At 70.7% G+C, this 15,219-nt stretch carries 8 protein-coding genes; 7 read left to right on the top strand and 1 reads right to left on the bottom strand.

The genetic code is table 11. The features are described from left to right. Window positions 1-55: 55 nt before the first annotated feature. Entirely contained in the window at window positions 56-1,513 is a 1,458-nt protein-coding gene (locus tag QSK18_RS33385) for an RNA-guided endonuclease InsQ/TnpB family protein (protein ID WP_232814448.1), read from the top strand. 414 nt (window positions 1,514-1,927) lie between these two features. Here QSK18_RS33385 and QSK18_RS33380 read toward each other — a convergent pair whose 3' ends face one another. Further along, window positions 1,928-2,989, bottom strand: a complete 1,062-nt coding sequence (locus QSK18_RS33380; protein WP_232814449.1) for an AbrB family transcriptional regulator — start codon at window positions 2,987-2,989, stop codon at window positions 1,928-1,930. A gap of 600 nt (window positions 2,990-3,589) precedes the next feature. Between QSK18_RS33380 and QSK18_RS33375 the strand changes: the two genes are divergently transcribed. The 6 genes from QSK18_RS33375 (at window position 3,590) to QSK18_RS33350 (ending at window position 14,861) form a co-directional block, all read left to right on the top strand. Continuing rightward, a complete protein-coding gene (locus QSK18_RS33375) occupies window positions 3,590-4,408 on the top strand; it encodes a hypothetical protein (protein ID WP_285627703.1) in 819 nt (272 codons plus the stop codon). Window positions 4,409-5,217: 809 nt separating this feature from the next. Further along, a complete protein-coding gene (locus tag QSK18_RS33370; RefSeq protein ID WP_285627700.1) occupies window positions 5,218-5,958 on the top strand; it encodes a pilin in 741 nt (246 codons plus the stop codon). A gap of 5 nt (window positions 5,959-5,963) precedes the next feature. Beyond that, entirely contained in the window at window positions 5,964-7,523 is a 1,560-nt protein-coding gene (locus tag QSK18_RS33365; protein ID WP_232814452.1) for a type IV secretion system protein, read from the top strand. Between the two features lie 180 nt (window positions 7,524-7,703). Then, the gene (locus tag QSK18_RS33360; protein WP_232814453.1) at window positions 7,704-8,999 is read left to right on the top strand and encodes a PrgI family protein; all 1,296 of its coding nucleotides are present in this window, start codon (window positions 7,704-7,706) and stop codon (window positions 8,997-8,999) included. Between the two features lie 86 nt (window positions 9,000-9,085). After that, window positions 9,086-11,563, top strand: coding sequence for a VirB4 family type IV secretion system protein (locus QSK18_RS33355; protein ID WP_285627696.1), 2,478 nt, complete (start codon window positions 9,086-9,088; stop codon window positions 11,561-11,563). Window positions 11,564-12,029: 466 nt separating this feature from the next. After that, window positions 12,030-14,861 carry a type IV secretory system conjugative DNA transfer family protein gene (locus QSK18_RS33350; RefSeq protein WP_285627693.1) on the top strand — a complete coding sequence of 944 codons (2,832 nt, stop codon included), beginning with the start codon at window positions 12,030-12,032 and terminating at the stop codon, window positions 14,859-14,861. Window positions 14,862-15,219: the final 358 nt, after the last annotated feature.

Raw genomic sequence — 15,219 nt, 5'->3', positions numbered from 1 at the left:
GCGGTCTGGTCTGGTGTTTCCGGTTTTGTCGGTGGGGTCTGGCACAGTAGGTCGCATGATCTCGTCGGTGGCCAAGGCGCCCCGGTTCGGCAGTGGCCGGGCCGGTGGCAAGCTCGTGGTTGACGGCCGCGACGAGACCGTCTTCCGCAAAGCGCAGATCGCGTTCAAGCCCGCCGGTGCCCGTCAGAAGCGTTCGCTGCTGGCACTTCTGGATGCCACTCGAGATGTTTACAACGCCGGCCTGCAGGAGCGGCGGGATGCTTACCGGCATTCGTCGCAGACCCGGATCGCGTTGTTCGACCAGTTCAACCAGATCAAGGATCTGCGCGGTGCACGGGACGATGTGCTCGTCTGGGGGATCTCACCGCTGCGGTGGGCACTGCGCCGCTTGGACGAGGCGTTCGGAGGGTTCTTTCGTCGGGTCGTGGCGGGTGAGACGCCGGGGTATCCGCGGTTCAAGAGTTTCACCCGGTGGGACACGATCGGCTACGACGAAACCACTGGCTGGCGCCTGCACCTGGACGCGCCCACGCGTCCAGGGAACAAGGCTGCTGCCCGGACGTTTCGGCCTCACCTGTATGTCCAGGGCATCGGGTCGATCCCCCTGTCGAAGTCCGCCATCCGCCAACTGAAAAGGTATGCCACCCGAGGTGGTGTCCCGACGACACTGACGCTGACCCGCATCAACCGGGAAGGCACGGCCTGGCGCGCGAGCATCGGTTTCAAGAACCTCGCCGTCGAGACGCCGCGCATGGCTCCCACGGCCGGCTCGGTGGTGGGCATCGACCGGGGCGTCGCCGTGCTCCTGGCCACCGCGGCCGCCGACAGCTACACCGACGATCAGGGCCAGCTTCTGCATCACACTGACGACCTCATGACGAACCTGGCCGCACTCGGCTCGCAGATCGAGGAACTCCAGCGCCAGCGCTCCTCGCGAAAGAAGTACGGCCGGGCCTGGCGTCAGCTCTCGCGTCGGATCCGGCGGCTGCACCGGCGGCAGTCGAACATCGAGGAGAACTGGGCCCGGCACACCGCGAAAGCCCTCGTCGCCCAGCATGAGGTCCTGGTACTGGAAGACCTCAACCTGCAGGGCATGACCAGATCGGTGAAGGGAACGATCCAGGAACCAGGAAAGAACGTCGCGGCGAAAACGGGGCTGAACCGGGCCCTGGCCGAGGCTGCGCCAGGAAGGCTGGCCAGATGGATCACAGTCAAGGCTGAAAGCGCCGGGCTGGGACACCGCGTCTGGCTGGTCAACCCCGCACACACCTCCCAGCAATGCTCGGCCTGCGGCGTCATCGACGCTGCCTCACGGGTCAACCGGCAGACGTACTACTGCGGCGCCTGTGGCTGGTACGAGCACGCCGACACCAATGCCGCCCGTAACATCCGTGCCCGTGGAATGGCCGCGGAGAAGGCATGGGCGGCAGCCGGCAGCCCACCGCTGACCAGGCCCAAGCCCCGGCTACGACGAAGAAACCCGCTTCAAACCGCCGAACCAGCGGCAGCCTGAACCCCGTAATGCTCAAGGGGGCCGGGACGGCTCCCTCGCCGCTGAAAAGCTGCGTGAAGGACAGTCTTCAAATAACTGTCCACAGTCCCTGAGACCTCGCCGCCTCGACGACGATGCTCTGCTGGGAGCGCGTCGCCGACGCTCTGCAGCAGAGCTCCAGCCTGACGCCATGGACCCTCGCGGACATCGCTGAACCGGTCGGTCCTGAGGAGTTCGCCGCGACGTGATCGCAGTCGGTTTGCGGTTTGTCCGGCGACACCACGACGACACTCGACTCCTCATCGACGCCGCAGCCCAGCCCAGCCCAGGTCTGCGCTGCTCGCTGGCAGCACCATCACCTTCAGCAGTGACAGCAGATACCGGAGGTCATATCCCGCTAGGCGAGGATGGTGGTCTCAGGCGACGTCTGACGCCTTACCCGGCTGGCTGGCTCGCGCGGCGGGAAATCAGCTGGGTCAGGAGGGGGACACTGAGCAGGATGAGGGTGTGCCGTGCGATCTGGACGCTCAGCACGAAGGTGACGTCGGAGTCGTTGCTGACGGCTGCGGCCAGGACCGGGTAGAGCCCGCCGGGGCTGGTGGCCAGGTAGCCGTCGGTCAGGGTGTGTCCGGTGACCCGGGCCAGGACGAAGCCGAGACCTGCACTGAGGGCTATCAGCCCGGCGATCGTGAGGGTGGCCAGGGGCAGCAGGCTGCCCAGGGTCCGCAGATTCTCCCGGGTGCAGCGCAGGCCGACCTGCAGCCCGATCAGCGCAGAGCCCACACTCGCGAGCGTGTTCGGGACGCTCGCGTCGAGGAGACCGGTGCCGGTCAGCAGCCCGGTGACGATCAGCGGAAAGATCAGGGCGCCGGCGGGTAGGGGCACCCGGCGGGCCAGGGGCACGCCGATGAGGAAGGCGAGGGCGACGAGAAGGAGACCGGGCGCGGCGTGGAGGATTGTGCCGAGCAGTGTCTCGGTGGGGGTGGGCATTTCGTCGACCCAGAGGATGATCCCGGCCCCGTACGACCCTGGGTCGTTCTTGAGCAGTTCGTTGAGTACGAACGGCATGGCGGCGACGATGATCAGCACGCGCAGGTACTGTGCGGCCGTCACCACGCGATCGTCGGCGCCGAGCGTGCGCGCGGTAGCCGTCAGGCTCGGCGCCCCGCCGAGCATGGCGAAGACTGCCGTGGCGGTGGAGATCCCGTTTTTCAGGCAGAGCACGTACCCGGCGCCCACGCACAGCGCCACGATGGCCGAACTGGACACCAGCACGGCGGACCAGTCGGTCTGCAGCGAGCTGATCGAGCCCAGGTCGAGCCGGCTGCCGATGGCGGCCCCCAGGATGACCTGTCCAGCGGTGAAGGTGGCACCCGTCGCGCGCGGGGGGTGCGGGGCGATCAGGGCATAGCCGAGGCCAGCGACCAGCGCCACGAAGAGGACCGGCATGAGCAGGAGCACCGGCGGCAGTAGCCCGCTCGAGCTCAGCAGGCCCACCGGTGCCACTGACCCCCACGACCCTGGGAGGCCGGGTGGATGCAACAGCACGGCGAGGGTGACCGCAAAGGTCAACAGGATCGCTCCGGACCAGAAATTTCGAGGCGTTGGTGGGGTTTCGTCCGGCACGGCGGTCAGCTTAGAGGGCCGGTTGAGTACCCTCGTCGGCCGGCGAATCGCACCGGTGGTTGCCCGGCCGGCAAGGGGGTTCGGGCCGTCCCGGATTCCCGGCTCCGTGGACGCAGGACGCCGGTGGTCACCTCACGATCGCAGGTGACCACCGGCGTCCTCAAACAGTGGCCAGGGCAGAGATTCGTCAGATCCCTCGTGAGCTCGAGGCGCGGACCCGTCTACCTGATGTGCCAGGCTCGCCGGGCTTTGCTTGCTCTCCCCCTGGGGCGCCGAGGCCAAGCGGGGCGCATCCGAAGTTTGATCACCTGGCTTCGGCTTCCGACAGGCGCAGTGGACGAGCAACTTGGTGGGTGCGGTTGGTCGCGTGACGCCGGTTGGTGCCGTGGACGTGGTCAACGAGGCCGGACGGTGGCCGGATGGTCAGGCTGCCGGAAAACCGGCGCGTCCACCGAGACCTGGAGGTGCAGCTTGGCCGCGTCCATCTCATCGCTTCCCCAGCCGGAGCAACGAACAGTAGAGACGAACGAGCGAGCAGGCTGGAGCAGAGCGCCCCTTGCGGTCGTCGAACGGAACACCGACAACCTCCGTATTGCGGCGAGCGCCTGGACGGCCGTTCCACTGAAGACCTCGGTGTCTATCTGGGGTGAGGCCCCCGAGCCGATGACGGTGTCTCAGCTGCGCGCCATGCTCCTTGCGGATGCCTTGTCATTGGAGGTCCGCGATGAGGTGTGGCGGTGCCTGGTTCGTCTGGCACGTGGGGCCACGACGGGCTGCGGCGTGGACTGGAAGCAGGTGTGCCTGGCGTTAGCGGTGCCGGGCCTGGCCCGTCAGGCCTGTGAACTGTCCAGCGGCCGCCACGGACAGGGGTTGGGACGAGACGACGTCGAAGCCGAGCTGATCCTCGGCTTCCTGGAGCGCGTTGGGACGCTGGACGTCGACGACACCACCCAGCGGCGGGTCTGCGGGCGACTGATCGATGCGGGGGTTCGCCGAGCTCGGCGGGTTCTGCGCCAGGCCGGCACCGAGATCGCGCACGGGGTGGACCGACCGGATGAACCGGCTCTCGGTCTTCACGATGCCGGGCATCCGGAGGTGGTGCTGTGGCGTGCGGTCAGGGCCGGCGTGCTCGGGCCGGAGGAAAGTGAGCTGATCGCGCGCACTCGCCTCGAACGGCACCCGCTCGCGGCCGAGGCCGTTCGGCAAGGCACGGGGTTTCGGACGGCCTCGGTCCAGAGACGCCGTGCCGAAGCAGATCTGGTGGCGGCGATCCGAGAGGGCAATATCTGAGCTGGTGGAGTGTCGGCTGACGCGACGCCGTAACGCCGTCAACCGCGTCAACGGGACCAACAAGCCATCCCGCCAGCGGGGCCAACTGGCCAACCGGGCCCAAGGGCCCAACGGGGCAACAGGCCCAACGAGCCCTCTGTGGATCCTCGAGATTCTCCCCGGTTGGTCTGGTGACCAGGGGTTTTCGTGCGCTGGCGGTGGGCTGGGCAACACGTGGGCATTGCAGGGTGAAGCTGCCGCATCTCAGGGACGTTCCCGGTTCACGCCGGGTCACCCCCGCCTGATGAGGCGGCTTCTGGGGTCTCGCGCGCGTCCAGGTGTCTGGGCGGGGCGCGGGACCGTCGCAACCGTCCTGATGTCCTGCCTGGCCGAGGCCTGTTCTGCGCGACTGTGGAGAAGAGGCAGCCAGGCCTCGACCTGTTCTGTCCGTGGCCTTCACCGTGGCCCACGGCCGGAACCGGAGGAGCCCCATGCCGAATGATCCGGATCAGCCCGACCCTTCAACACGCCACGTCCACAGTCATGAATGCGGCGCTTGCCTGCTTGCGCTGGGCGCTGGTCGTAGCTCAGCCCTGGCACGGCAGCGGTGCGACATCCGCCTGAATCCGCAGCCGCATAGACGCGTCTGGCGCTCACGTGCGCGATCTGCTCAGGTCTGCATGTGTCGCCCCGGGCCGGTGCACGTGGCTGGCGGCCTCTCAGCGCGCAGCCTTTCCAGCGGTAGGCGCCGCTCGAGGGTGAAAGTCGCCGGCTCCCGCCGCAGCTGTGCGCGGCCGGTTGCGCCCGTCCTGGTGGGCAGGCGCAGGCGCATGCTGCATGTGCTGTGGGACTGGCGTATCGCCCTGTGGAACGTCAAGGAGCACTGGCGGTTGCGTCTGGAGCAGGCGCGCAGCGGGGGAGTGGACCGGCGACTTGTTGGTGACGACAGCCCGGCCGGACGCCGGTTCGGGTGGTGGACTGAGGGAGCCGGGGTCGCACTTGGACGATTGAGCCGTCGATGGAGCCGGCGGCGCACGGTCCGGTTGATGGCTGCGCTGGGCGTCGCCCTGCTGGCTTACGCCCTGTTCCTGGTCATCGGCGCAGGCCGCGCGTCCGCTGCCGTCTCGACGCCGCAGACGTCAGGAATTGCCATGACAGACAACAGGACTGGCCTGGCCTGGCGCCCGGCGGATGCCCGGGCGGGGGACGGTCAGCTGGTTGCCCTGCCTCGGGTGAGCACGCTGCCGTCGGTCGGGCGGCAAGCGGTTGTCGCCGTGGCCGCAGCCCGGACGCCGAGGTCAGGGCAGGTCCTTCCGGAGCCCGAGGATCCGGGTGAGACCGCCGAGCTGCCGGTCGTCATCAACAACGCCACCGAGTGGCTGCGGGGGATCGTCGTAGTGGTGGCCACGTGCACGCTGACGCTGGCCGGGCTGTTCTATCTGATGGCCCGCGATCCGCAGTCGGTGGACCGGGCCAAGAGTTTCGCCGGGGCCGCGGTGGCCGGCTACGCGCTGGCTCTGCTGGCCCCGCAGATCCTGACGGTCGTGCAGTCGATCCTCGGGGTGGGGTAGCGGCGGTGCCGAACTTCTTCTTCCAGGAGCTGTTCGACTTCCTGATGGACCGGATCACCGCGCCGCTGTACGTCGTGCTGCTGTGGGCCAAGAGCCTGATCCTGCGGGTGCCGGAGGTGACCGGGCAGCAGCCGGTCATCGACCTGTCGTACCGGTCCCTGCAGATGGTGCAGGCCGGCTACATCGTCCTGGCGCTCATCGCCGTGCTGTTGGCGATGGGGGTCGGCGGGCTGTCGGGGACGTTCTCGGCCAAGGACGTCATCCAGCGGATGGTGCTGGGGTTCGTGGCCGCTCACGAGTCCGCGTGGATCCTGCGCCAGTTCACCCGGATCACCAACACGCTCATCGAGGCACTGGCACCCGGTGGGATGGATGCGCTGGGGGATCTGGGCACGAGCGAGTCGTCCGTGAGCAGTCTCGCGCCGGTCAACATCCTGCTGAGCAGCCTGCTGTACGGGCTGATCCTGTTCCTGCTGCTGTGGCTGGTGGTGACGTGGCTGATCCGCTTCGCCAGCCTGTCGGTGGCCGCCGGACTGGGGCCGCTCGCGCTGGCCTGCCATGCCGTGCCCTGGCTGGATCCCATCGCCCAGGCCTGGTGGCGCAACATCAGCGCCGTGATGCTGACGGTGCTGGGCCAGGCCCTGACCATGCACCTGGGCATCCAGCTGTTCCTGGACCCGGGCCCGCAGGCGCCGGAGCTCAAAGCTTTTGACCAGGACGACATGCTCATCGACCTGCTGCTGACCGTGTGCCTGCTGATCCTGGTGCTCCGTGTCCCGGGCGTCGTGAATCGGGCCCTGCCCGGCCCATCCGGCGGTGGTGGCGGCGGATTCGGCTTCCTCGGGGCGATGGTGCGAGTGGTGGCGGCCCGTCACGTCGCCACCGCCGGAGCTGCCCTGGTCGCCCGGAGGCTCGGGCTGGGTGGCGCGGACTGGGCGATGGGACGCCGCGTGGCGGGCTGGCGACGTTTCGGCATGCGGGCGCGCAGCGCACCTGACGGTGTGCGCTCTCCGAGCGGTTCCCCCACACGCGGCGGTCTTGCTTTCGGATCGAGCAGACGGACGCCGTCCCGGCCGAACATCCGGCGCGGTGGCCGATCCGGGGGTTCCGGCGAGACCGTGGTGGCCACGCTCAACGGCCCTCCTGGCGCCGAGGCAGCTGGTGCGGCCAGGCGCACCGGCAGGGGCAGGCGCCGTCGCCCGGTCACCGTTGAGGCGCAGATCGCGCGCCGGGCACGCCAGCGGAAGGCGGCCACCAAGCGCCGCAACTACGTGCGCAACATCGAGACCGGCCGCCGTAAGGCACAGGAGCAGCGTCGCGCCAAGCAGGGCAAACAGCGCCCACCGCTCACCTCACAGTCCCTGCAGGCATGGCGCGATGCGCAGCGCGATCCGGGCGCCGCGAACGGCACCGGTGAGCCCTCACGCTGGCGCAGGTTCGGTTTCGGCAAGCCGCGCGGTGACCGCCGGGCCCGCGGCAGCGCCTCCGGTACGCAACGTCAGCCGCAGAAAGGTCAGATCCCCCGGCGGCGCCGGCGCCGCGAAAGCGGCGGCCCGAACAGCTGAATCCAGCCCTTCAACCGAAGGCTGGGCCGGGTCACCGCACCCTCGAACGCCTTCCGATCTCAAACCCCCTGGTCAGGCGGAACCGTGCGCTCGTACGACACCACCACGGACGCACGGGCCCGCCACTCCTCCAACGGTTGCGGCCGTCCGGAGGAGACAACACTGTGAGGAGAGGATCCCTTGGCCCACGACGACTTCCGCGACGAACAACCCGTCCGCGCCCGTATCCCCGCCGATCTCGACGCTCCCGACCGCATCCTGGCCGGGCTCACCGTCCGGCAGTTACTCGTGCTGTCCCTGGCCGGCCTGCCGGTGCTGCTGGCGTGGCAGCACCTGGGCCAGCGAGCGCCCTGGCAGTTCCTGCTGGGCCTGAGCGTCATGGTGGGCGCCCTGGCCCTGTCCGCGGTGGTGGGCACCCGCGACGGGCTGAGCCTGGACGCCTGGGTGCTGGCGTGCCTGCGCTACCGGATCCGGCGCAAGTACCTGAACGGGCGTGAACAGTGGGACGCCGACCCTGCCGGAGCGGACGTCTTCGGCCCGGAACTCGAAGAAGTTCATCCGGAAACAGTTTTCCTGCTGCCGGACCCGGTCCACCAGGTCGACGAGCGCGGGGTGATCGTCCTGGACGACGGGCGCTGCGTCGCGCTCGTGGGCAGCACCACCCTGGCGACGATCCTGAGTACCAACGCCGAGGACGCCGTCCTGGCCGACGGCAGCGCCCAGTGGCTGAACTCGCTGTCGGGGCCGGTGCAGATTCTCCTGCAGAGCAGGCCCACCGACCTGACCGGGACGGCGCTGGACCTGGCGGCCCGGGCCGGCGACCTGCCCCATCCCGAACTGGCCCGTGCCGCGCTGGATCACGCCGAGTTCCTGCTCGACATCAACGAGTACGAGCAGCCGCTGCGCCGGCGTGTCCTCATCGCCTGTGCGGGCAACACGTTCACGCCCTTCTCCGTACGCAACCCTCTGGAGCGTCTGCGGGCCCTGATGCCCGGGCGGGGTGACACGCACACCGCCCGGCACGCCGGCCCGGGAACCCGTGCCACGGCGGCCGCGTCCTCGCAGGCCCTCGCCAACGCCAGTCGCACCGTCGAGCACTTGCAGGCCCTAGGCGCGCGGGCCAAGGTGCTGGACGCCGAGGAGGTCCTGGACGTCCTGGACTCGGTCTGGGATCCCTTCGCCACGGCCCCGTTCGACGACGAGAACGCACCGCAACCACCGGCCGCCGACCCCGGCCCGGCGCGCGGATTCAGCGCCTTCGGCCACCTCACCGATGAAGAGAAGTTCCACCGGCCGGAACAGGGACCAGGGGCCAGGCCCGCGGACGTACCGGATCGACCACACCAGCCCGGTGACCTCAACGGCCTGGAGGCACCCGTCCATCGTCACGGGCCCGGCGACCAGCACAGCACACAGCTATCGGCCCACCAGCCCCACCCTGGCATGGCCCACCACGGACGGGGCTCGCGGCGATGAGACGGCAGAGCAGCACGCCACCTACCCCGGCGCCTATCCGCTATCCCAGCGTCCCGCACGCAGCGCTCCACGCCGGGGACCCGGTGGTGCGCGGCGAACATCCCGGGCCGTCCGCACCACTCGCGAACGAACCGCCCGCCGACGTCCTGCGGGACGGGCTGATCGACGTGGCCCCGGACCACCTGCGGGTAGGCGGTGGCTGGTCGGCGAGCCTGATGGTCGACGGGTTCCCGGCCGAGGTGTCGATGGCCTGGCTGCGGCCCCTGACCTCGTGGCCGGGCGTGGTGGACGTCAGCCTGTTCGTCGATCCCATCCCGGCGGCCACCGCCACGGCCCGGATCCGGCGGCAGCGGGTTCGGATGGAGTCCACCCGGCGCCTGCAGGCCGAGCGCGGCGCCCTGGAGGACCCGTTGACCGAGGCCGCGAGTCAGGACGCGCAGGACCTGGCCGACAAGGTGGCCCGGGGCGAGTCGCGGTTGTTCTTCACCTCGGTGGTGCTGACGGTCCACGCCCGCAGCCGCGAGGCCCTGCAGGAGGACGTGGAGGACCTGCAGGCGGCTGCGGCGGCCATGCTGCTGCGGACCCACGTGATGACCTGGCGCCAGCAGCAGGGCTGGACGAGCACCCTGCCGCTGGGGCTCAACCAGGCCGGCACCCGCCGGATCATGGACACCGACGCCCTGGCCGCGGCCTCACCGCTGTCCAGCCCGGACCTGCCCGGCCCGTTGCCCCTGGAACCGCACGTGCCCAATGTCGGTGTCGGCGGCGTCCTGGTCGGGCTGAACCTGGCCTCGGGCGCCGTGGTGGGCCTGGACCGCTGGAGCCTGGACAACCACAACATGGTCGTCCTGGCCCGCTCGGGTGCCGGTAAGTCGTACGCGGTCAAGGTGTCGATCCTGCGCGAGCTGTACCGGGGCACCCGGGTCGCCGTCATCGACCCCGAACGTGAGTACCTGCACCTGGCCGAGCGGGTCGGTGGGACGGTCATCGAACTGGGCGCCCCCGGCGTGCACCTGAACCCCCTGACCCTGCCGGCGGGCGACCCGGACGCCTACACCCGCCGCTGCCTGTTCCTGCACACCCTCGTCGACGTCCTGCTCGGCGAGCCCCTGCCCCCGCACGAGAGGGCTGTCCTGGACGTGGCGGTGCGGGGCGCCTACGCCCGGGCGGGGATCACCGCTGACCCCCGCACCTGGCACCAGGCCGCCCCCACGATGCGCGACCTCCTCGCCGCCCTGCAGGACCAGGCCGAGGGAACTGCGGACGACGCGCCCCCTGCACAGCGGCCCCCGGCAGGCGCCCCCGAAGGCATCCCGGATGACACCCCGGTGGGCACCTGGGAGGGCACCCCGTGGAGCCCCTGGGAGGGCACATCTTCAGGGGCACCCCGCACGGCACCGTGGGGCGCGGCTGTGGGGGCACCGGCCGGCCGAGCCTGGGACGACGAGTTCGAGGGGGAGGGCACCAGGGGCGGGGTCACGGGGACGGACGAGCTCACAGGTTCCGACCGTCAGGGGCATCGGACAGGGGCACACTCGAGCGGATCTGCAGGGGCACCACCGAGCACGCCGGCAGAGGGACAGTTCGGCAGGGCGCAGCTCGGCGGGGCGCAGTACCCGGTGAGCGCCCCCGGGACGGGCGTCCCGGGGACGCCCGGCGCCGCGGCGACGCTCGCGGCACGCCTCGCGCCGTGGGTCACCGGTTCGTTCAGCAGGCTGTTCCACGACCCCGCAGGGGCACCGCCGCAGACCGCCGGCCCGGACCGCAACGGGCACCAGATGCCCGCCACCGCAGGGGCGGTGGCACCCCGGCGGGGGCACATCGACACGCATCCTGACCGGCACCGCGAGCAAGGTCTGGACCCGGACCAGGGGCACCTGGTCGTCTGGTCCACCCGCCTGCTGGCCGAGGAACTGCGCCCCGCCGGAATGCTCCTGGCCGTCGATGCGATCTGGCGCTCGGTGGACCGCCGCACCCCGCCGGGCCGCGTTGGCGCCTCCACAGACCAAGGGCTTACGGACGTCCGTGGTCACCGATCGCACAACACTCACGGCAGCGGGGACATGAGTCGGGAGGACCTACAGGAGCCCGCGGCCGCGCAGGCGCGCCCATCCCCGGACGGCAGGGCAGGGGGACCGGGGGCACCGGGGGCGCAGGCGGGTGCTCGCCCGCGGCAGGTCGTGGTGGTCGACGAGGCGTCACTGCTGCTGTCCGAACCGGCCGGGGCACGTTTCCTGGCCCGCCTGGCCAAGACCTCCCGCAAACGGCAGGCCGGGCTGACCCTCATCACCCCCGACGTGGTCGACCTGCTGGGCAGCGAACTGGGGCAGGTGATCCTGGCCAACGCCGCCAGCGTCCTGCTGCTGCACCAGGCCCCGCAGGCCATCGGAGACCTGACGCGGGCGTGCGCCCTCAGCCCCGGCGAGGCCCGGTTCCTGACCACGGCCCGGCGCGGGGAAGGACTCCTGCTGGCCGAGGGGCGGGTACCGGTCCAGATCGTTGCCTCGACGCTGGAACACCAGATCGCAGCCGCCCCACCGCGCGACCCACACGAGCCGGCCTGACGTGGCTGAGCTGAATGACGTCCGAGCCACCAACAGGTCAACGAGCCCACAGAGCAACAACCCAACAGGCCATCCGACCAACAGGCCATCCGACCAACAGGCCGACCGACCAACAGGCCAGCGAGCCAACACGGTCACCGGACCCACTGCGCCAACACGGCTACCAGCTTCAACCAGTGCAACAACGCTCCGGTCAACGCCACCCACACATCCACCGGCCAACAGCGGCCCCACCCACGGGATTCACGGGGCCCACGGGATCCACCGGATCCACCAGGACGACCGGATCCACCGGGGGCGGCCGGGCAGATGGGGCGGCCGGGGCGGCCGATCACTTACACGCCAGACACCGAGACACGGGCCATCGGGCCGCCGGCGCTCGCCAGAGCGCCTCACCCAGCCCGCCCATCGGCACGGTCCTGTCGACCTGCCCCGCCGGGCACCGAGTCCACCTGAAGGAGAGACCGTGATCGTGGAAACGCGTTTCGCCCCACCCTCGTCGGCTGAGGTTCCCCGGCCCTCGGATCCGGTCGGTGAACGCCTGGACCAGTGGCGCGAGAGCATCAGCGGCGTCGTGCTGTGGGCTCAGGCGCATCCCGGCCGAAGCGTCGTGCTGGGGGTGCTGACCGGCATCCTGCTCGCCCTCCTCCTCGTCCTGTCGCTGAATCTGCTGCGCCGCTGGCGCACGTGGCGTCACCGGCGGCTGGTGGACGGTGCGAAGGAGATCGTCCTGTACCTGCCGCTGGAGGTGGACCCGGCCGGGGCGCACCTGTGGTGGAGCCAGGTCGCCACCCTGCTCAGGCACCTGCCGCGCCGCCGGCCGTGGCTGGGACCCGCCCACGTCAGCATGGAGCTGCGGCGGGTGGGCGTGCGCCTGGAGATCGTCGTCTGGGTGCCGGGAGTACTGGACGCGCAGGCGTTCGCGGCAGCCCTGAGGGCGGCCTGGGACGGGGCGGACACCCGCATCCGTGACGCCGGACCGGCGATCGCCGTGCAGGCTGGTGCTTCCGGAGGCCGGGAGGGGACGCTCGCGCAGGCAGGCCTGTGGTTGCAGACGCGGCGGGCCGACTGGATGCCGTTCGCCGTTCAGGAGGGCCCATCGATCGATCCGATGCGGGCCCTGCTGGAGCAGGGCGCCCGCCTCCAGCGCAACGAGACGTCCTGCGTGCAGTTCTGTGTGCGCCTGGCCAGTTACCGGGCCGAGTCCCGGCTGCGGCGGGGCGCTTCCGGGGGCAGGAGTGACGCGTTCGGGGCAGGTTCCGTCGGACTGCGGGCGATGGAGACCGGACTGACCTGGAGCGCACGCGCCCTCATGGTCGCGGCGGAGGCGGCGTTCACGGTGCTGTGGATGATCCTCGATGCGGTCATCCCGGGCCCTTCTGGTGGTGCGCGGAGTGTCTCCTCGCGCTCGTCCTCGGTTCGTTCCGGTTCCGCATCGCCAGGGCTCTACGGGCCCAACGGGAGCAGGACGTCCGGGCCTGTGCTGGATCCGGTCGCGACCCGGCAACGGCGCGACGCGGTGGAGAAGGCTGCGATCGGGCCCTGGCTGGAGGTCAGTGTGCGCGTCGTCGTGGCTCGCGCACCTGGCCAGCGCCGCACCAGCCCGCTGGACGAGGGAGCCGGCGGCTCCGCTCAGGTCACCGGTGCGCGTGACGGGGCAGGTCACGCCGTGACGCAGTCGGTTCCGGGCCCTGCCCGGCGCACCTGGTGGCCGGCTCGTGGGGCTCGCCGTGCAGGTGCAGATCCTGCTGCGCAGGCGGCGGTGAGCCTGAAGGCCCGGGCGATGGCCGACGCCCTGGGGGTGCACAACGCCACCAACCAGTTCGCCGGCCGTGACCTGCACGAGCCGCTCGAGGCCGTGAACCGGCGCTTCATGGGCCGGCCGTTCGTCCTGGGCCTGCCCGAACTGGCCCGTCTGGCAGCGGTTCCCACCGGCCTGGCCGTGCTGGGGCTGGAGCGGGCCGGGGCGCGCATGGTCCCGCCGCCCGCCGAGGTGCTCTCCGGCGGCCGGGACGTGAAAGTGCTGGGCCGCAGCAACCTGGGCGATCAGGCGGTGGGCCTGAGCGTGACTGATGCCCGCCAGCACGTGCACGTCGTGGGATCCACCGGCGTCGGCAAGAGCACCCTGATCGCCCGGATGGTCCTGGCCGACGTGCACGCCGGGCGGGGCGTGGTCGTCATCGACCCCAAAGGCGACCTGGCGCTGGACATTCTGGACCGGCTGCCCGCCGGCGCCCTGCCACGGCTGACGCTCATCGACCCCGGCCAGCAGGAGCACGGCGGCGGGTCGGCCCGGTTCAACCCGCTGGAGGCCGGCCGGCACAACCCGGAGGTGGCCGTCGACACGGTGGTCAGCATCTTCCGCAACATCTTCCGCGACTACTGGGGGCCACGGATGGACGAGACCCTGCGCGCCTGCTGCCTGACCCTCATGCGCTCGGACCGCAACCGGCTGGACGTCATTCCCCGCCTGCTCACCGACACCGCGCTGCGCCGGGAACTGACGGCCAACGTCGCCGACAACCCCGGCCTGCAGGATTTCTGGAACCGCTTCGAGACGTGGATGCTGTCCGGGGCGGTGGAGCAGCACACCGGCTCGGCGCGGGCCCGGCTGCGGCAGGTGTTGATGCGCCCCTTTGCCACCCACACCTTCGCCGGGGACACCTCGACCTTCGACATGGGCCAGGTCCTGGACGGCGGCATCCTCATCTGCCGCCTGCCCTCGGGAGAGATGGGCTCGGAGACCGCACGCCTGGTGGGATCCCTGATCGTGTCGCTGGTCTGGCAGGCGGCCACGGCCCGTGCCGCCCTGCCGGAGTCGCAGCGCCGCGACGCGGCCCTGTACGTCGACGAGGCCCACACCATGCTGAACCTGGACACCAGCCTCGAGGACATGCTGCCCCAGGCGCGGGCCTTCCACCTGTCGATGGTCCTGGCCCACCAGAACCTCGACCAGTTCGACACCGCCGGCCAGCAGGCCCTGGCCGCGAACGCCCGCACCAAGGTCTTCTTCACCGCCTCGCCCCGTGACGCCCGCCAGATGGCCCAGCACACCGAGCCCTACCTGAGCGAACGGGACCTGTCCCGGCTGTCGGCCTACACCGCGGCCGTGCGGGTCCTGGCCGGCAACCGGGTGGCGCAACCGTTCACCATGAGCACCGTCCCGCTGGGCCAGATCGCCCCCGGCGCCCGGATGAGATGGCGCCAGCACGTCGCCGCCACCGCGCCGGCGCCCCAGTCCTCGCCCGGCCCCTCCATAAGGTCGCCGCAGGCATCGCACGACGGGCAGCCGTGGTGATGAAACGAGCGAGAGAGGGCGCCCACTGCCGCCTGCGCACCCCTTCTCAGGCCCCTGCGTTCACCCCTTCTCAGATCCCTTCGCACCGGGGTGAACGCCCCCGGTCCGTGAGCCGTCCCACCAACAGCGCCAACAGGGCAGGTCACGGGCCGGTTGTGTGGCGCCGACCGCGGTGCGGGCAGGTCCGACTATCTCTGAGGGAGATACCCCGGGAGGGAGTGCCGTACACGGCCCAGCACACCGCACTGCACGCACGCCGGATCGGCTGGTTGCTCACGCGCATGAACCAGCCCCACCGGCCTGGCTCGTGCCCTGCGGCCGGGCCGGTGAGACTGCCTGAGTGGCCGGGGGCGGTTTC

It is taken from the genome of Kineosporia sp. NBRC 101677, from assembly GCF_030269265.1.
Lineage (GTDB): Bacteria > Actinomycetota > Actinomycetes > Actinomycetales > Kineosporiaceae > Kineosporia > Kineosporia rhizophila.
This window is presented reverse-complemented; position numbering and strand designations above follow the sequence as displayed.